Origin of the sequence: Maridesulfovibrio sp., from assembly GCF_963677005.1 — a bacterium.
Classification (GTDB): Bacteria; Desulfobacterota; Desulfovibrionia; order Desulfovibrionales; family Desulfovibrionaceae; genus Maridesulfovibrio.
In genome coordinates this window covers 1-17,714 of sequence record NZ_OY781616.1, presented here as the reverse complement: position 1 = coordinate 17,714, position 17,714 = coordinate 1, and the positions used below count along the sequence as shown (strand labels likewise).

Sequence of the window (17,714 nt, the reverse complement as noted above, 5' to 3'; positions counted from 1 at the left end):
GCTAATGTTTCTTGATAAAAACTCTGCCTATATACCTGCAAGTTTGTTGCCAATTTCTTCAGCAGTTACACCCTGAACATAAACTTTCTCGCTATGATCCATTTCTATCTGACGGGCGAGTTCCTCTATTCTGGCCATGGCCTCGGTCCGGCCTATCATCCCGGAACCGCTTGCGGATGATGCCTGTGAGGACTGTCCGCTCTTGTTCCCGGTTTTACGTTCCACCCGCATATTGAAAGAGAAATCCTCATCTTCCAGAGAGATGCCGGGCTTCGGCAGAGGAATGCCGGGAAGTCCGTTTGCAGATACGTTTTCATGCTTTTCCAGATGCTCGCCGGGGCGTGAACCGGTGCGGTCAACCTCATCAAGAGTCTTGAGGGCTGTAGAGTTACCGGTTCCCGGCAGGGTGGACTTGCTGGCATTGTCCAGCTTGGAACGCAGCTGCTTGTACAGCATGTCTCCGAGCCCTATTCCGCCGCCCTCTGCGAGCTTTTCGGAAAAATCCTTATCGAAAATGGCTGTGTACTGCTGCTCGTACTGACTGTTCAGATACCCTGATTTGGGTACGTTCTTGCGCATCTGCTGCCATATCTTGCCCATGAAGACCGCTTCGAACTTCTCGCATGCGTCACGCAGTTTCTTGTCCTTAGTCTGCCCGCCGGAAAGCTTGTCGGTCATGGAGGTCAGCTTGCGCTTGAACCCCTGGAGTTCCGTGGTTTCCGAATTGGCCCTTGCCGTTGCGGTGTCCATTGCGTTGTCCAGCATCTTAGATTACCTCCAGTTCGGCATGCAGCGCCCCGGCGACCTTCATGGTCCGCAGTATGGAAATAAGGTCACGTGGGGTGGCGCCTATGGCGTTGAGTCCGTCAACCAGTTCCTGCAGGGTCGCGCCTTCAACAAGCATCAGACGGTTGTTGTCTTCCTGAACCTGCAGATCCGTCTGCGGAGAAGCCACAGTCTCCGCTCCTTCAGGTGCGAACGGTCCGGGCTGGCTGACATCCGTGCTTTCAGCAACCACAACCTGCAGGTTGCCGTGGGCGATTGCCACCTTGGTCAGGCGGACATTGCGTCCGAGCACAACCGTTCCGGTTTTTTCGTCAACAACCACCTTGGCCTTGACGTCGGGTGAAATTTCAAGATCCTCAAGCGCGGCCATGAGGGGAACCATATTGCCCCGGAACTGATCCGGGATGCTCAGGTCTACAGTGGAAGCGTCAACAGCGCTGGCGTACGAACCGCCCACAACCCCGTTGATCCTCTTGACCACCTGCATGGTGGTTCCGAAGTCGGCAAGGCTCAAATTGATGGTTATTTTGCGCTGACGGTTGAAATCAAAAGGTACGGAGCGTTCTATTGTCGCCCCGGAAGGTATGCGGGCCACAGTGACAACGTTCTTTGATGCGGAAGCTGCTTCACCGGAAGTGGAGAAACCTCCGACGGTAAGTGCGCCCTGAGCCAGAGCGTAGACCTTGCCGTCAATCCCCTTGAGCGGAGTAAGCAGCAGCACGCCGCCGAAAAGACTCTTACTGTCACCTATGGAGGAAACCGTTACATCAAGCGGAGCACCGGGACGCGAAGAAACGGGCATCTTGGCGGTAACCATTACAGCCGCCACGTTTTTGGGCTTGATGGAGGAGCGGTCAACCTGCACGCCCATTTTTTCCAGCATGTTGATCATGGAAGTGATGGTGAATGCGGAGTTGGTTCCGTCACCGGTTCCCGAGAGACCGACAACCAGGCCGTACCCGACAAGGTCGTTGTCGCGCACGCCGCTGAAAGAGGAAATATCCTTGAGCCGCACTGCCCCGGCGGGCTGTGCCTGCATCAGAACAACGAACAGGAGCACTGCCGCTGCCGCAATCCCTGCCGTGAATCTGTTCATCCTGTTCGTGAAAATCATCCTTTCCTCCGTTGATCAGCTGTGACTCTTAAATAAAACTTACAAGTACCCTGTTATGCGCGGAACCTCGCGGGGCGCCCTGCCGGGGGCCTTAAACCCTTTTGCAAAAGGGTTTAAGAATCCCAAAACCATTTGTCTATGCTTCGCCACCTGAGGTGGCATTTCACCCTGAATACAGTCGGGCAACACTATTCGTTGTGTCAGACCGCCTAGAAAGGCCAGACGTTGTCGAGAATTCTGGAAAGCCATCCGGGCCTCTGCTTGTCTGCGAGTATGCCGCGCCCGTAGACTTCTATATGTGCGTCTGCCAGATAGCTGGACTGAACAGTGTTGCTCGGACCGATATCGCGCTGGCGCAGAAGGCCGCGCACAACCAGAACCTGAGTCTCGTCATTGATCCGGACCTGACGCGCACCCTCTACCTGCAGAACGTTACCCGGCAGAATTCTGACTACCCTGCACGCAACTGAAGCGGTCAGGGTCGACTCGTTCTTGGCTTCACCCGTGCTCTTGAACTTGTTGGACATGGACGAACCGATCAGAGGATCGTCGCCAGCGTTGCCTTTGAGATCAAAGGGATCAACCGCACCTGCCAGGCCGCCGTAAAAGTTGGTAACGCTAAGACTGGTGGTGTTCTCCTTCTCCGCCTTGGAGTTGGAGGTGTGCTTGCCGGAACTCGTTTCGGCAACGGTAACGACCACGATGTCTCCGATCCGGCGGGCCCGGTTGTCGTCGAAAAGATATTCGGAATCCGTTGCTTCAAACAGCGAACCGGGATTATTTGACGGCTCGGGATCATACTGCGCGGGAGGGGTCATCACCGGCATGGGGGTGGGGGCCTGCTTAGCGGGAGAACACCCGGCACACAGAGCCAAAACAATCAGAAATGCCAGCATTATTTTTTTCATTTTCCTTTCCTCCGCTCCTATTACCTTACCGTCACCGTCTGAGCGTTGACGACTGTTGCAGATATTTTACGCTGACTTTGCAAGTTGCGTACCGTTATTGTCTGACCTACCCCTCCGTCCTCAAGAGCCTCCACTGGAACACTCAGCTTGAGATGGGTACTTTTGTAGACCAGCGAAAGCTTGTCGCCCCTTGCCACAATCGGGGCCGGTTCAATGGAGGAACGCATAATGGGCTGGCCGGTGCCTACGGGAATCTTGATCCTCCACGGACCGCCCTTTCCATCCCAGGCCCGGTTACCAAGGTATGCCATGTTCTTGTTTTTCCAGGTAATAAGATCAGGGGTAACAATCTCCTTGCGGTTCAGAGGACGCACTGGACAGGGGACTGGTTTCCAGAGATCCACGAAAACAGAACCGGACAGCTGCCTCAGCACCTGTCCGTCCACGCTGACCACTTCCATCCGGAAACTGTTTGAACCCGGCTCGAGAGCTCGGGGGAGAGTCACTCTCAGGCTGTCCATTGCATCTCCGAAAAAAAGATGATCCGGAATCCGGAATTCCCTGAATTTGTAATTGCCGCCCATTCGTTCGGCCTGCGGAGTCAACACTTTGACAACCGCCCGCTGCAGTTCCGCCTCGGACATCACCTTGCCGCCGTACTGCATGGACAAGGTAGCGGGAACCATGCAGTTGCCTGCAAGTTCACCAAGATAGTGCTGCAGCAGCACCCGGAGCTTGGAGCGATTGACCGTGACCGGCTTGCGGCCCCTGGCAGGAGCATTCCAAAGTTCTACAGAGGCCAGATCGGCTTTGGTCTGCCGAGGCAGGTCACCGTAGAACTCGGCGATGTCACCGAGGGTAACCCTCGGCCCGTTGACGACCGCTGCGGATTTTATCTTTATTCGCCAGTTAGTATTCTGCTTTGAAGCGCAAACACCTTCAGCCGCATATACAGCCGAAAACGTCACGACCATAAGCAGCACTGTCATGCTGCGAAACCATCCGATAAAACCTGCCCTGATCATAATTAAAACCGTCCTGTCTTGATGCATGGTTCCGGTATTTCACCGGAGCGGTCCGAAACCCGGCCTGCACGGCGCGTTATTCGGAATATGGTCTCCTTAAATGAAACCTGCATATCTCCTGTATGTACTGAAAGCATTTGGCTGCCTACCATCCGGATTCGCACAAACAGCGCGAATCCCCTACTTAACTACCGTTATCTCTTAACGTTGATTGCAGTCTGAAGCATGGAGTCGGATGTGGTGATGGCTTTTGAGTTCGTTTCATAAGCCCTCTGACCGACAATGAGTCCGACCATTTCATCGACCAGTTCAACGTTCGAGCCTTCAAGGTAACCCTGGGCGATAGTCCCGAAGCGGTCATCACCGGGTGTTCCTTCAACTGGAGCCCCGGAGGCTTCGGTTTCCACATAGAGGTTCTTACCCACGGCATTGAGCCCGGCTTCGTTTATGAAGTCGTAAATGGGCACGTCCACGGCAGCCAGTTCCACACCGTTCTCATCCAGCGCGGCGAAATGACCTTCTTCAGAAACCACGAGGTTGACTGCCTCGGCCGGGACTATGAATTCAGGCTGCAGCGGATATCCGTTTGCGGTAACAACACGGCCTTCGCTGTCCAGCTTGAATGCGCCGGCGCGGGTGTATGCTTCTTCACCGTTGCGGTCTACCCGGAAAAATCCTTCGCCCTCAATTGCGAGGTCGAGCGGGTTACCGGTGCTTTCCAGCGATCCTTCACTGAAAAACTTGTGAATGCTGACCTCGCGCACGCCCATACCGACCTGCATCCCGGTGGGCATCTGGTTTCCGCCGGCGGTTGAAGAACCTGCGATCCGCATGGTCTGATACATGAGGTCTTCGAATTCGACCCTGCTTTTTTTGAATCCCTGTGTATTCACGTTGGCAAGGTTGTTGGAAAGAACGTCGATGTGGGTCTGCTGGGCGACCATTCCGGTGGCCGCAGTCCAGAGTGAACGCATCATAATTATATCCCCCTAAGGTTTAAGATGTCTTGCCGACCTGAGTTATGGCCTTCTGGTCGAGCTGATCTGTAGTGCTGATCATTTTCTGATACATTTCGAAGCTGCGCTGACACTCGATCATACTGACCATTTCATTGACAACTTCTACATTGGATTTTTCGATATAGCCTTGAACAATTTCACCTTCCGCCGGCATTTCTTCCCCTTCGAGCACAAAAAGGTTTTCGCCGTCCTTCTTGAGTCCTCTGGGATCGGCAGGCTGGACAAAGTCAAGACGGGCGATTTCCGCTCCATCGGCGGTTATCACCCCTTCTTCATCAATAACTACATTTGAACGAGCCGGGATTGTTACCGGACCTCCGTTGGCCATGACCGGATAGCCCTGCTCAGTGATCAGGACGCCATCCGCAGAAAGCGAGAACACGCCGTTTCTGGTGAGGTATTCACCGCCGTCCTTCTGGACTTTGAAAAAACCGTCCCCGCGAACGGCAAGGTCGAATGCGTTTCCGGTCTTCTGAAATGCCCCCTGAGACATGTCTATGACTTCTTCGGAAAGTCTGGGACGGGCCAGGATTTTCGGCTCCGGAAGCATACTTTTCTCCCGGATGAACGATTTGGCGTCTACAACATAATCGTGAGCAAACCGTTGAAAGGTGTCCTGAAAGGCACAGTTGTCGCGTTTGAAACCCGTGGTATTGACGTTCGCCAAATTATTGGCGCTGATATCAATCCTGTGTTCGTTGGACATTGCCCCGAAAAGTGAGCTGAATATACTGGATTGCATGTCTTTTTCTCCTGAAGGCAGTTGTTCTCTGCTTTACTTGCCTCAGAGAAATGCAAACAGCGGGCCAACAGAAGACACAGGCTTATAACCGGCAATAATAACAAAAAAATCCCGGCCAAACTTTCGTTTGACCGGGATTGAATCTGTTTGATGTCAGGAAGGATCAGACGGTATGAAAAATTATTCCTCCGACCCTTATCTCGGGAATGATTCCCTGAGTGGCGTCCAGTGCAGCAAACCCCATGGTGGCATCCTCCACCTCAAAATCAGTAGTGGCGTCCACGTTCCTTACTCCCTGAGTAGCCGGTAATGTTTCCACATGGCCGGCAGGTCCGGGAACGGTACTTCCCGCCGGTCCGGCGGAAAAAGAGGCTGCCGGGGCCGCCTGAACATGACCGGCCGGTCCGGCCACAATATTATCGGTTAAAACTGGCATATCCGCCTCCTGCAATAAAAGCTTGACCTGTACCTTATTAAGATAACACTCACACAGGACAAGTCAAATATACCTGTAAAAAGATGCCCCGTCAAAGATTGCTTCCGGGACCGCTCATCAAGAGACAAAGACATGACAGCACGTTCGCAAAGCAAATTTTCGTCACCCTGAGCAGGTATATTTTCACCAAAATCAGCCATAACACTTGACATCACGGGCCGATATGCCTAAGTTGCTGTCCTCGGTGCGGGTGTACCTCAGCGTTCCTGAAAGTACTGCATACTTGTCCAACCGGTACGCATTCCTACTGAAATTGATTTCAGGCAGACCTTTCTCATCCGCATCAGGCCTCAATTTGTAACCTTTTGTTGGGTTGTAAGAAGCTGAGGTGGGCCTTTTTCGGGTCCACTTTTTTTATTTTGGCCGCACAAAAGGTTGAAAAAACGGAGTTGAATTGTGGAACAAGGCTCTCTTGCACAAAAAATAAGCGCACTGGTGGAACCCACCATCGAAGCCATGGGACTGACCCTCTGGGGAATTGAAGTGACTTCCGCCAACCGCCCTGCACTCATCATTTATATAGATGGAGAGGACGGGGTGACGATAGACCAGTGTGCAGAAGTAAGCAGAGACGTCGGTCTCATACTTGAAGTCGAAGACGTTATCAGCAGCGCCTACGTGCTTGAAGTTTCGTCTCCGGGACTTGAAAGAAAATTTTTCAAACCGGAACAGTTGTCCGGTTATGTCGGGAAAAAGATTGATTTAGGCCTGGTATTCCCCATGGACGGCCGCAAGAAATTCAGGGGAATCCTTGAATCTACCGACGAGGAAGGTCTTTCCCTGAAGCTGGAAGACCAGGAAGACCCCATCAGTATTGAATGGGACAGAATCAAAAAAGCAAAACTCGTTCACGAGTTTAAATAAAAATCATCAGGCAGTCATTCGGCTTGCCGGCACTGCTGCCGCGAATTTGTGCCGAAGCGGAGGAGCGATATGGGTTCTGAACTCAAAAAAGCGATTGACCAGATCAGCAAGGACCGCGGGATCGATAGAGACCTGCTCATTGATACCCTTGAAGAAGCGGTACGTTCTTCAGTGGCCCGCAAGTACGGCGACGCCATGGACATCGAAGTCAACTACAACGAAGAAGCCGGTGAGATCGAAGTATACCAGTTCAAGGTTGTAGCCGCCGAAGTGGAAGACGAGATCAGCGAAATCACCCTTGAGGAAGCACAGGCTCACGACCCCAACGTTCAGCTCGACGATGAAATGGGCTTCAAGCTCAAGGTCGAGGATCTGGGAAGAATCGCGGCCCAGTCTGCCAAACAGGTCATCATCCAGCGTATGCGCGATGCCGAACAGGAAATCATCTACGATGAATTCAAAGGCCGTCTGCACGAAATCGTCAGCGGCATAATCCAGCGCCGCGACCGTACCGGCTGGATCATCAACCTCGGAAGGACTGAAGCCGTTCTCCCCAAAGGCGAGCAGATTCCCCGCGAAAGATACAAACGCGGCGACAGGGTTCAGGCCTTCATCATTGATGTACAGAAGGAATCCAGAGGACCGCAGGTTACGGTTTCCCGCTCACATCCTGACTACATGACCGCACTTTTCAAACGGGAAGTCCCGGAAGTTGACGATGCAACGGTAAAAATCATGGGTGTTGCCCGCGATCCGGGCCTGCGTGCCAAGGTAGCGGTAAACTCCACTGATCGTGATGTCGATCCGGTAGGAGCCTGCGTAGGCATCCGTGGTTCGCGCATCCAGAACATTGTTCAGGAACTGCGCGGCGAACGCATCGACATCGTCGTCTGGAGCCCGGATATCGCCAAGTATGCCCAGAACGCCCTTTCCCCGGCCGTAATCACCAGAATCACCGTTGATGAAGAGGAAAAAACTCTTGAAGTAGTGGTTCCCGATGACCAGCTTACAATAGCTATCGGACGCAAGGGACAAAACGTAAAACTGGCTTCAAGGCTGCTCGGCTGGAAGATTGATGTATTTACCGAATCCCGTTACGGAGAGATGAACGCGGCAAGCAAGGGCATGGACCAGCTCGCAAGCGTTGCCGAAATTCCTGTAGAGAATTTCATTTCCGCAGGTTTCGAGACAATAGGACAGATAGCAAACGCATCCGAGGAAATACTCATGTCGATTTCCGGCATGACTCCTTCCAAGGTTTCAGACATAAAGTCGGCCATTATGCTTCTCGGCATAAGCGATGAAGAGCCGGAGGAAACTGCTTCCGGGGAAGCGGAAGCTCCTGCGGAACAATCCGAAGCCGAAGAGGCTGCGGATTATGAAGAGCCGGCAGAAGAAGAACTGAACGAATCCGGTGAAGAAAACCCGGAAGCTGATAAATAAAGGTAGTTGCATTTGACCGGAAAGGACAGCAGCGATAAGCACGTGCCTACCCGCTCGTGTGTGATCTGCAGGCAACGTTTTGCCAAGGAAGAACTGTTCAGGTTCGTCGCCGGCAAGGGGGCTTCCGGCGATGAACTGGTTCCGGATGACGCAAAGGACATGCAGGGCCGCGGATACTATGTCTGCGGCAATGAAAAGTGCCTTGAAAGATTAAAATTTTTTCGGCCACGGAAGAAGAAATTCAGGGGGTAGCATCATATGGCATCAAAGATCAAAGTAAAGGAACTGGCCGCCGAACTCGGGGTCAACACCAAAGACATACTTCAGAAGCTCCGCGAGATGGGGGTACAGGCCAAAAGCACTGTAGCCGATATCGACATTGAGCAGGCTGATAAGATTCGGACTGAACTGTCCGGAAAATCCGGAAAAGTTGAAAGACGTGAAGTTCAGCCGGGTGTAATCGTGCGTCGCCGCAAAGGCGGACGCGGAAAAACAAAAGCTGAACAGAAGGAAGAAGCCCCGGCTAAGGAAAAAGAAGAATCCAAGGATCCTTCTAAGCCTGCTTCCGACAATGAAAATGCTCCTGCAGCAGACAAAAAGGAAAAAAAGGGCCGCACCAAATCGCCTGCCAAGGCCGAAAAGCCTCTTGTAAAAATAATCAGGCCCGAGGATCTGGAAAAACAAAAGGAAGAAGCTGCCCCCGAAAAAGAAGAACCCGCAACTGAGCCCAAAGCGGAAACACCCCCTTCTGCTGAGCCCGCCGAAGAAAAAGCCCCTGCTACCCCGACAGAAGAACCGGTTGAAAAGATCAGCGATGAGAAAAAGACCGGTCCGAAGCACGAAGCTGCCGAGCCTGCTCAAGAAGCAAAGTCAGTAGAAGCTGATTCCAAGAAGAAAAAACGTAAAAAGAAAAAAGAGGCGGAAGCCCCTAAAGTTAAAATTATTTCAAGGCCTGATCCCAACCTTGAAGCTGCCCGCCGTGCAGCCCAGGGCCCGGCCAACAGGCGCGCAGCGGACAATAATGCAGATGCAGGTTCGGATAGACGCGGCCCCGCCCGCCCGTCCGGAGGACGCCCCTTTGCAGGAAGAAACGCCGGCCCCAGAACCGGAGACAGCGGAAGACCGGTTCCCGGAGCACCGCAGCCCGGCAGTGATCAGAGCAAAAAGAAAAAATTCAAAAAAGACAGAAGAGTTGTCGAGTTCGGAAAAGAATTCCGAGGAAACGATAACGAGAAAGAACTCGAAAGCAAATTCCGCGGCAAGAAAAAAGGCAAAAAGGGCAAACGCCCCGAGCCGCAGCCTGCACAGCAGAAACCGCTCAAGGCGGCCAAGCGCAAAATCAAGTTCAACGAAGCCATACGCCTTTCGGATATGGCTCACCAGATGGGAATCAAATCTCAGGAACTGATCAAAGCCCTGTTCGGAATGGGTGTGATGGCAACCATCAACCAGTCCCTCGACCTTGATACCGCTACGCTGCTGGCAGCTGAATTCGAATATGAAATTGAAAACGTATCCTACTCTGAAGAAGAGCTGCTCATCCCGGTCACTGAGGTTGATGATGAAAAGGATATGACTCCGCGTCCTCCCATCGTTACCATTATGGGTCATGTCGACCATGGTAAGACTTCACTGCTTGATGCCATCCGCCACAGTGCGGTTACCGACGGTGAAGCAGGCGGTATAACACAGCATATCGGCGCATACCACGTTTCGACTTCTCGTGGGGAAATCGTATTTCTCGATACTCCCGGTCACGAAGCGTTTACCACCATGCGTATGCGCGGCGCACAGGTAACAGACATTGTTATCCTTGTTGTCGCCGCCGATGACGGTGTAATGGACCAGACCCGTGAAGCAATCAGCCACTCAAAGGCTGCCGGGGTTCCCATTGTAGTTGCCGTCAACAAAATGGACAAGGAAGGAGCCAATCCCGAAAGAGTCCAGCGCGAACTGGCCGATTACGGTCTGGTTCCCGAAGACTGGGGCGGTGACACAATGTTCGTACCGGTTTCCGCAAAGCAGAAAACCGGGCTGGATAACCTGCTTGAAATGGTTCAGCTTCAGGCGGAAGTCCTTGAACTCAAGGCCAACCCGAACAAGCCCGCACGCGGTAACATTGTTGAAGCAAAGCTCGACAAGGGACGCGGCCCCGTCGGTACCGTCCTCATTCAGGAAGGCACCATCAATCAGGGCGATCCTTTTGTCTGCGGACTCTATCACGGTCGCGTCCGTGCCATGTTCGATGACCGCGGCAAAAAGATCAAAAGCGCTGGTCCGGCATTCCCGGTGGAAATCCAGGGTTTTGACGGAATTCCCGAAGCCGGCGACGAATTCATCTGCGTAGCCGATGACAAAATCGCCCGCCGCATTGCTCAGGAACGCAAGCTCAAGCACCGCGAACGCGAGCTGGCAGGCAAGTCCAAGGTTACCCTTGAGTCCTTCCTCGCATCCAAGCCGGATCAGGAAGTACAGACCCTCAACGTTGTCCTCAAGGCCGACGTACAGGGTTCGCTTGAAGCCATCAACGAAGCTCTCGCCAAGCTGGCTACCGATGAAATCAAGGTTGATGTCATCCACGGCGGCGCAGGTGCCATCACAGAATCCGATATTCTGCTGGCATCCGCATCACAGGCCATCATCATCGGCTTCAACGTAAGACCGACGATGAAGATTAAAGAAGTCGCGGAGCGGGAAGAAGTGGAAATCCGCTTCTACGACATCATCTACAAGCTTGTGGGTGAAATCAAGGACGCCATGGGCGGAATGCTCTCTCCGGACATCAAGGAAGAGTACCTCGGCCAGGCGGAAGTCCGCCAGACATTCTCCGTACCCAAAGTCGGGGTCATCGCGGGAAGTATGGTTGTGGACGGCAAGCTGACCAGAAACTCTCAGGTAAGGCTGCTGCGTGACGGTGTTGTTATCTACACCGGAACCCTGACCTCCCTGAAACGCTTCAAGGACGACGCCAAGGAAGTGGCCAAAGGCTACGAATGCGGTGTGGGCCTTGAAAAGTACAATGACATAAAGGAAGGCGACGTAATCGAAGCTTTCGAAGTCATTGAGGTCGCAAGAACTCTCGAATAAAATGAAATTATCAGGGGCGGAAAATTTCCGCCCCTGTTCAAAATACTGATTATGATCATAGGCGTACTGTCACTGGAATTCAGGCTGCACGGCAACAGGTCGCTCAAGGGAAAAAGAAAAATATCCCTGAGCCTGAAGCAGAAACTGCGCAACAAGTTCAACCTGGCCGTTTCCGAAGTGGAGGCCATGGACTCACATGAAAAACTTGTGCTCGCAGCCGTGACCGTTGCCAACGATACGCGCAAAGTGGAAAGCAGACTGTCCAAGACTCTGGCAATGGTAGAGGCCATAAGCCCGGCGGAACTGGTGCACTGCGAAACCGAAATTTTCAGCTCCTGACCTCAGTCCGGGAGATTTCTGCATAGAATTACTGGTCCTTGACATTTTTTTGCAACGAGCCTTTTTCTTTTGCTCAGCATGGGATATATGCATCAGACTGAATTTTGATGCGCTTAGCACTTTTGATAATTTGATTTCGCCTCTGGCAGCCAAAGGGAATAATCCCCTTTGGAATCCCTAATGGCTACAATTTTTGGGATTACCGCCCTGCTTTCAAAAGAGTCAAGGCTACAGCAATTAATTATACAAACAGCCCCAAGCGCCAAATTTCTTTATTAAATACAGGTAAACAGAAATGAAAACATCAACATCCCGCCGCTCGGTAAAAATGGGCGATCAGATCATGCGCGAAATAGCCACCATGCTGGTGGAGGAAATCGCCGATCCTCGTCTTGAACTGGTCACCATCAGCGGAGTCCGGATGAACAAGGACAACAAGATCGCCGAGGTCATGTTCACCATGTCCGGTGACAAGGAAAAAATCGAAGCTGCCATCACCGGCCTTGAAAAAGCCAAGGGTTTTATCCGCAGCAAACTCAGCAAACGTATCCGTGTGCGCCAGATTCCGGAACTGAGGTTCATTCACGACAATTTTCTAGAGGAGATGGTCTATGGAAGCAAGGTTGAAAGAGATCTGCCGGATAATTAGGGAAGAAGACGATTTCCTGGTAGCTGCACATTTCAATCCGGACGGCGATGCGCTCGGGTCTACTGTTGCCCTGGGCTTCATTCTAGAAAAGCTCGGAAAACGCTACAGGTTGTACAACCAGAGCGGAATGCCTGCAGCCATGCAGTGGCTTGCAACCCCGGCCCCCATTCTCACCGAAATCCCCAAAGGATTTGACGGGTGGTATATTATTCTTGACTGCGGAGATGCTCCGCGCATGGGCGAAGTGCTTATGAACGCCCTTGACCCGGAAAAATCCATCAACATAGACCACCACATGGGCAACTCTGGTTTTGCGGCAGTAAACTGGGTGGATACCAACCGTCCCGCAGTGGGTGAGATGATCACCCTGATTGCCCGTGAGCTCAAGATTTCACTTTCCGGCAGGCTCGGCGAAGCCATATATCTTTCCATTGCAACGGATACAGGTTTTTTTACCTACAACAACACCAGGCCGGAAACTCTGGAAATAATAGCTGATATTCTGCGCTACGGTCTGGACCTCGGCGAATTCGTGCCCAAAATCCGCAACCAGTGGACAATGCAGCGCATCAATCTCTGGACCATCGCCCTGAGCAAGATTGAACTGTATCACGACGACCAGACGGCACTCATTTTCATACCTCAGGAAATGCTGGATGCTGCAGGGGCAACCGGAGCAGACTGCGAAGGACTGGTAAGTTTCATACTCCGCATACGCGGGGTCCGTGTAGCCGTGCTCATCCGTGAAGACAGCCCCATGCGTTACAAATTCAGCCTGCGTTCCCAGTCCGGTGACAATGTGCAGGCTATTGCCACTCTCTTCGGAGGAGGCGGGCACAAAAACGCCAGCGGCGGACTCATAGAAAACACACCGGATACTGTGCGCGAAAGACTTATTTCAGCCATCGGCAACCGGGTGATGCAATAAGCCAGAATTTCCAACCGCCCGAATACGCGCAACTGCCGCAAAAAAACCGGGATAAAACGGGCCGTGGCCCTTCGAAGAATAAAATATGGGAAGAAAGCCTAAAATCAGTCCGTTCCAGAAGCACGGCGTCCTTGTCCTCAACAAACCGTCAGGCCCCACCTCGACTGACTGCCTGAACTCCATCAAACGCGAGCTCAAGCAGTACAAGATAGGACACGCCGGAACTCTGGACCCGCTGGCCGAAGGAGTTCTGCTGGTCATGCTCGGGCAGGCCACAAAACTCGGGCCTTATCTGACAGGACATGATAAGGTCTACACCGGAAGTCTAATTATAGGCAGAAGTACGGATACATACGATATTCAAGGCAGCACTACTTTCACCGGCGATACTTCCGGAATTACGGAAAAAATGGTGGAAAATGAAATTTTGGCATGGAATGACTTGACTAGTCAGGAAGTTCCGGCCTATTCGGCTGCAAAGCATAATGGCAAACCGCTATATGAACTTGCTCGAAAAGGCGAGGAAACCCCCGTCAAAATAAAGAGCATTGAAATTTTTGACGCAGAACCGCTGGAAGTGAATCTGCCGAAGGCCCGTTTCCGGGTTGGGTGCTCTGCCGGCACCTACATACGCTCCCTGGTCCACAGCTTGGGGTCGCGGCTCGGATGCGGCGCGGTAATGGAATCACTTAGGCGCGAAGAAAGCCGTCCATACAGGTTAAGCGATGCGCACAATCTGGATGAGGTGCTTGCCGATCCCGAAGGGTTCGAAGCACGAGTAATCCCTCTTGCGGACGCCCTGCCCCACTGGCACAGGTTCACGGTTGCAGAAACCATGGCCGCAGCCATAATGAACGGGGCCAGGATACCGGTAGAGGAAGTGTGCACTCCGGACCTGTCCATCTTCGAAGGAGAAAGGGCGATGTTCCTTAAAACCTCCGGCGAAGCACTGGCTCTCATGGAGACCAGGCAGGTGGACGGAAAACTCTTATGGGTAATTCTTCGCGGCCTGTGGGGCTGATTCCCCGCGGGAAACTCAGACTTCCGGCACAAACAACATACTCGCGCATTGCGACGCGAAGGAGGATAGCGCTGTGGTAATGACTGCTGAAGACAAGGCAAAAGTAATCGAAGAATACCAGACCAAACCCGGTGACACCGGTTCCCCTGAAGTACAGGTCGCTCTTCTTACTGCAAGAATTCTGTACCTGACCGACCACTTCAAGACTCACAAGAAGGACTTCCACTCCCGCACCGGCCTGCTGAAACTCGTCGGCCAGCGCAGGAACATCCTGAAATACCTGAAGGCAAAAGACATTCAGCGTTATCGTGATCTTATCGCAAGACTTGGTCTGCGCAAATAAGCAGTTTCAGGGGAGGGTTCGCCCTCCCCTTCTTTTTATATAGAACAGACACTTTTGTGTTCCCATCCGGCTTTACATCAGCTAGATGGTAGTTAGTTTTTATCAAATAATGTAAAAAAAGTACGCCGGACTGCCGTTCAGCCCGGCACGGAAAGGAATCCGTGCTATCCAGACGGATTTTTAGTTGGCTGAGGAAGGGGTCCATTCCCGTAAAATGGAATCCTCCCTTAGCCGGCTGGAAAATTCGGACAGCACAGGATTCAGTCATTGCAACTCATCAAATGAGGAATCCAAATGTTAATACCTTTTGAAAAAACCGCTGTCACCGGCAAGGTCGGCAGTCTGGACATCACACTTGAAACCGGCCGCATGGCCAACCAGACCAACGGTACGGTCTGGATTCAGTCCGGTGGTACCGTGGTACTGGTTACCGCCGTATCCATGCCGGTCGACGGCCCCAGGGACTTCTTTCCCCTGACCTGCAACTACCTTGAAAAGACCTACGCAGCCGGACGCATTCCCGGAGGATATTTCCGCCGTGAAGTAGGCCGTCCTTCGGACAGGGAAACTCTGGTTTCCAGGCTGATGGACCGCCCCATCCGTCCTATGTTCCCCAAGTCCTTCTGCAACGAAGTGCAGGTCATCGCAACCGTGCTTTCCGCCGATGCCTACACCAATCCTGATGTGCTGGCCATGACCGGAGCTTCCGCAGCCCTGCACATTTCCGACATGCCCTTCAACGGACCTGTGGCCGCTGCCCGTATCGGCATGGTCAACAATGAATTCGTGCTCTACCCCACTTACAAGGGTATTGCCGAAGAAAGCGAACTGAACCTTGTCTTCGCCGCTACCCGCGACGCAGTGATCATGGTTGAGGGAAGCTCCAAATTCCTGGCTGAAAACACCATTGCCGAAGCTCTTGAATGGGGACACGAACAGCTCGGACCCATGTTCGACCTGCAGGATGAACTGCGCTCCAAGGTCGGCCGTCCCAAGATGGAAGTTGTAGAACCCGTAAAAGACGAGGAAATCATTACTCTCGTCTCGGAAAATTTCGCAGCTGAACTGGACAAGGCCCTGACCATTCCCGGAAAACTGGACCGCAAGGCAGCCAAATCCGAAGTAAAGGCCAAGGCTGTTGAAATGGTTACCGAAAAATATCCCGAAGAGCCGGAAAAAGCCAAAGCCGTCGGTGATGTCATGGCCGATCTCGAAAAGAAGATTGTCCGCAAACGCATTGTTGAGCAGGGCGTGCGCATTGACGGTCGCGACCTGACCACTGTCCGCAAGCTCTCCATGGAAGTAAGCAATCTGCCCATGACCCATGGTTCCGCTCTTTTCCGCCGCGGTGAAACTTCCGCGCTTGCCATCTGCACACTCGGTTCAACCCGCGATGAACAGCGCTACGAAACCCTCACCGGTGAAGATACCAAACGGTTCATGCTGCACTACAACTTCCCCCCGTACTGCGTGGGTGAAGCCAAATTCCTGCGTGCACCTTCGCGCCGTGAAATCGGCCACGGAACACTGGCAGAACGCGCCCTGCGCCCGGTACTGCCTTCCTCCGACGACTTTCCCTTCACCATGCGCGTGGTCTCCGAAGTAATGGACTCCAACGGTTCCTCCTCCATGGCTACCGTATGCGGCACCACCCTGTCCCTCATGGACGCAGGTGTACCCCATCAGCGCACCCGTGGCAGGTAATCGCTATGGGGCTCTGCAAGGAAGGGGACGACTACTTCGTACTTACCGACATTCTCGGTGACGAAGACGCCCTCGGCGATATGGACTTCAAAGTAGCCGGTACCACCGAAGGCGTCACCGCCATCCAGATGGATATCAAAATAAGCGGCATTCCCGCTGAGGTTCTGCGCAAGGCACTGGCTCAGGCCAAGGAAGCCCGTCAGCTTATTCTCAACGACATGAAGGAAGTAATGCCCGCACCCAGGTCCGAGCTTTCCGTACACGCCCCGCAGATGGATGTACTGCACATCAACCCTGAAAAAATCAGGGATCTCATCGGACCCGGCGGTAAAAACATCAAGGCTATCACTGCTGAAACCAACGCGGATATCGACATCGAAGATTCCGGAAAGGTTTCCATCTTCGCCCCCACCCTCGAATCCCTCAACAAAACCAGGGAAATGGTCCAGTACTACGACCAGCAGGCTGAAGTGGGCAAGAACTATGTAGGTACCGTCAAAAAGATCCTTGAAATCGGCGCTATCGTCGAAATCCTGCCCGGTCTTGAAGGACTGCTGCATATCTCCCAGTTGGATGTTGAACGCATCGCCGAAGTAACCGATGTCGTACAGCTCGGCCAGGAAATCACTGTCAAGGTTGTCGAAGTCCAGCCCAACGGCCGCATCCGGCTGTCCCGCAAGGCATGGCTCATGGAACAGGCCGGACAGGAAGTTGACCTTGAAAATTCAAGATGGGCGCAGATCGTTCCGGAGGACGCCGTGACAACGGACGCCGCGATGGTGGACGTCGCGACGGCGGGCGCCGCGATGGCGGACGTGACGGCGGACGCCGCAGGTAGGACTTTATGCGCTTCGTCTGACAAAATGTCATTGATACAAAAATCCCCGGAAACAATGTTTCCGGGGATTTTTTTGGCAAATCTATATTTTAAAAAATTCAGTTCTTAAACAGATCACCTGACAATTTCCATTACCTCCGGCGAAGCCCGTTAAAAAGTTTTGAAGGGGATGGGGTCTGGGAAGGGGAAACTTTTTCAAAAGTTTCCCCTTCCCCAGCCGCCGGAGGCATTCCAAAAAGATTCTACAGCACCGTATACCAGCGCCAGAATTGGTCGGCGTAAAGCGTGGTCACCATTGATCCTAGGGCCAGAAAGGGGCCGAATGGAATCATGGAACCGTATTCACGATTCCTATCAACGGCCATCATAACCAGCCCGGCGCAAAGGCCGCTGAAGGCGGATACGGTT

At 52.9% G+C, this 17,714-nt stretch carries 16 protein-coding genes and 1 pseudogene; 10 read left to right on the top strand and 7 right to left on the bottom strand.

Annotation, left to right across the window (positions count from 1 at the left end):
* Nucleotides 1-27 precede the first annotated feature (27 nt).
* From ACKU4E_RS00085 to ACKU4E_RS00055, 7 genes are all read right to left on the bottom strand, one after another.
* Nucleotides 28-765 (bottom strand): rod-binding protein, encoded by a 738-nt coding sequence (locus ACKU4E_RS00085; RefSeq protein WP_320169053.1) that lies wholly within the window; start codon nt 763-765, stop codon nt 28-30.
* A gap of 1 nt (nt 766) precedes the next feature.
* Nucleotides 767-1,900 (bottom strand): flagellar basal body P-ring protein FlgI, encoded by a 1,134-nt coding sequence (locus tag ACKU4E_RS00080; RefSeq protein ID WP_320169052.1) that lies wholly within the window; start codon nt 1,898-1,900, stop codon nt 767-769.
* Between the two features lie 209 nt (nt 1,901-2,109).
* Nucleotides 2,110-2,808 carry a flagellar basal body L-ring protein FlgH gene (locus ACKU4E_RS00075; RefSeq protein ID WP_320169051.1) on the bottom strand — a complete coding sequence of 233 codons (699 nt, stop codon included), beginning with the start codon at nt 2,806-2,808 and terminating at the stop codon, nt 2,110-2,112.
* 20 nt (nt 2,809-2,828) lie between these two features.
* Nucleotides 2,829-3,833 (bottom strand): flagellar basal body P-ring formation chaperone FlgA, encoded by a 1,005-nt coding sequence (gene flgA, locus ACKU4E_RS00070; RefSeq protein ID WP_320169050.1) that lies wholly within the window; start codon nt 3,831-3,833, stop codon nt 2,829-2,831.
* A 194-nt stretch (nt 3,834-4,027) separates the two neighbouring features.
* Nucleotides 4,028-4,810, bottom strand: coding sequence for a flagellar basal-body rod protein FlgG (gene flgG, locus ACKU4E_RS00065; protein ID WP_320169049.1), 783 nt, complete (start codon nt 4,808-4,810; stop codon nt 4,028-4,030).
* 19 nt (nt 4,811-4,829) lie between these two features.
* Nucleotides 4,830-5,594, bottom strand: coding sequence for a flagellar basal-body rod protein FlgF (gene flgF / locus ACKU4E_RS00060; RefSeq protein WP_320169048.1), 765 nt, complete (start codon nt 5,592-5,594; stop codon nt 4,830-4,832).
* 163 nt (nt 5,595-5,757) lie between these two features.
* On the bottom strand, nt 5,758-6,030 hold the full coding sequence (locus tag ACKU4E_RS00055) for a hypothetical protein (RefSeq protein WP_320169047.1): 273 nt from the start codon (nt 6,028-6,030) through the stop codon (nt 5,758-5,760).
* 456 nt (nt 6,031-6,486) lie between these two features.
* Between ACKU4E_RS00055 and rimP the strand changes: the two genes are divergently transcribed.
* The 10 genes and pseudogenes from rimP (at nt 6,487) to pnp (ending at nt 17,306) form a co-directional block, all read left to right on the top strand.
* Nucleotides 6,487-6,954, top strand: coding sequence for a ribosome maturation factor RimP (rimP, locus tag ACKU4E_RS00050; protein WP_320169046.1), 468 nt, complete (start codon nt 6,487-6,489; stop codon nt 6,952-6,954).
* Between the two features lie 69 nt (nt 6,955-7,023).
* Complete coding sequence (gene nusA, locus ACKU4E_RS00045) at nt 7,024-8,397, top strand: transcription termination factor NusA (protein ID WP_320169045.1); 1,374 nt, start codon at nt 7,024-7,026, stop codon at nt 8,395-8,397.
* A 12-nt stretch (nt 8,398-8,409) separates the two neighbouring features.
* Nucleotides 8,410-8,649, top strand: a complete 240-nt coding sequence (locus ACKU4E_RS00040) for a DUF448 domain-containing protein (protein WP_320169044.1) — start codon at nt 8,410-8,412, stop codon at nt 8,647-8,649.
* Nucleotides 8,650-8,655: 6 nt separating this feature from the next.
* Nucleotides 8,656-11,484, top strand: coding sequence for a translation initiation factor IF-2 (gene infB, locus ACKU4E_RS00035; RefSeq protein ID WP_320169043.1), 2,829 nt, complete (start codon nt 8,656-8,658; stop codon nt 11,482-11,484).
* Nucleotides 11,485-11,535: 51 nt separating this feature from the next.
* Entirely contained in the window at nt 11,536-11,823 is a 288-nt protein-coding gene (locus ACKU4E_RS00030) for a DUF503 domain-containing protein (protein ID WP_320169042.1), read from the top strand.
* A 295-nt stretch (nt 11,824-12,118) separates the two neighbouring features.
* Nucleotides 12,119-12,472 (top strand): 30S ribosome-binding factor RbfA, encoded by a 354-nt coding sequence (rbfA, locus tag ACKU4E_RS00025; protein WP_320169041.1) that lies wholly within the window; start codon nt 12,119-12,121, stop codon nt 12,470-12,472.
* Nucleotides 12,435-13,400, top strand: coding sequence for a bifunctional oligoribonuclease/PAP phosphatase NrnA (locus ACKU4E_RS00020; RefSeq protein ID WP_320169040.1), 966 nt, complete (start codon nt 12,435-12,437; stop codon nt 13,398-13,400). Before rbfA ends, ACKU4E_RS00020 begins: the two co-directional genes overlap by 38 nt.
* Before the next feature lie 85 nt (nt 13,401-13,485).
* Nucleotides 13,486-14,421, top strand: a complete 936-nt coding sequence (truB, locus tag ACKU4E_RS00015; RefSeq protein ID WP_320169039.1) for a tRNA pseudouridine(55) synthase TruB — start codon at nt 13,486-13,488, stop codon at nt 14,419-14,421.
* A gap of 73 nt (nt 14,422-14,494) precedes the next feature.
* Nucleotides 14,495-14,764, top strand: coding sequence for a 30S ribosomal protein S15 (rpsO, locus tag ACKU4E_RS00010; RefSeq protein WP_320169038.1), 270 nt, complete (start codon nt 14,495-14,497; stop codon nt 14,762-14,764).
* 294 nt (nt 14,765-15,058) lie between these two features.
* Nucleotides 15,059-17,306, top strand: a pseudogene (gene pnp, locus ACKU4E_RS00005) (polyribonucleotide nucleotidyltransferase).
* Nucleotides 17,307-17,714: the final 408 nt, after the last annotated feature.

Coding starts and splice junctions, on each gene's coding strand:
- ACKU4E_RS00075 (WP_320169051.1), bottom strand. CDS start 2,808: ATGAAAAAAATAATGCTGGCATTTCTGATTGTTTTGGCTCTGTGTGCC.
- nusA (WP_320169045.1), top strand. CDS start 7,024: ATGGGTTCTGAACTCAAAAAAGCGATTGACCAGATCAGCAAGGACCGC.
- infB (WP_320169043.1), top strand. CDS start 8,656: ATGGCATCAAAGATCAAAGTAAAGGAACTGGCCGCCGAACTCGGGGTC.
- flgG (WP_320169049.1), bottom strand. CDS start 4,810: ATGATGCGTTCACTCTGGACTGCGGCCACCGGAATGGTCGCCCAGCAG.
- ACKU4E_RS00080 (WP_320169052.1), bottom strand. CDS start 1,900: ATGATTTTCACGAACAGGATGAACAGATTCACGGCAGGGATTGCGGCA.
- ACKU4E_RS00085 (WP_320169053.1), bottom strand. CDS start 765: ATGCTGGACAACGCAATGGACACCGCAACGGCAAGGGCCAATTCGGAA.
- flgF (WP_320169048.1), bottom strand. CDS start 5,594: ATGCAATCCAGTATATTCAGCTCACTTTTCGGGGCAATGTCCAACGAA.
- flgA (WP_320169050.1), bottom strand. CDS start 3,833: ATGATCAGGGCAGGTTTTATCGGATGGTTTCGCAGCATGACAGTGCTG.
- rbfA (WP_320169041.1), top strand. CDS start 12,119: ATGAAAACATCAACATCCCGCCGCTCGGTAAAAATGGGCGATCAGATC.
- ACKU4E_RS00020 (WP_320169040.1), top strand. CDS start 12,435: ATGGAAGCAAGGTTGAAAGAGATCTGCCGGATAATTAGGGAAGAAGAC.
- ACKU4E_RS00030 (WP_320169042.1), top strand. CDS start 11,536: ATGATCATAGGCGTACTGTCACTGGAATTCAGGCTGCACGGCAACAGG.
- truB (WP_320169039.1), top strand. CDS start 13,486: ATGGGAAGAAAGCCTAAAATCAGTCCGTTCCAGAAGCACGGCGTCCTT.
- ACKU4E_RS00055 (WP_320169047.1), bottom strand. CDS start 6,030: ATGCCAGTTTTAACCGATAATATTGTGGCCGGACCGGCCGGTCATGTT.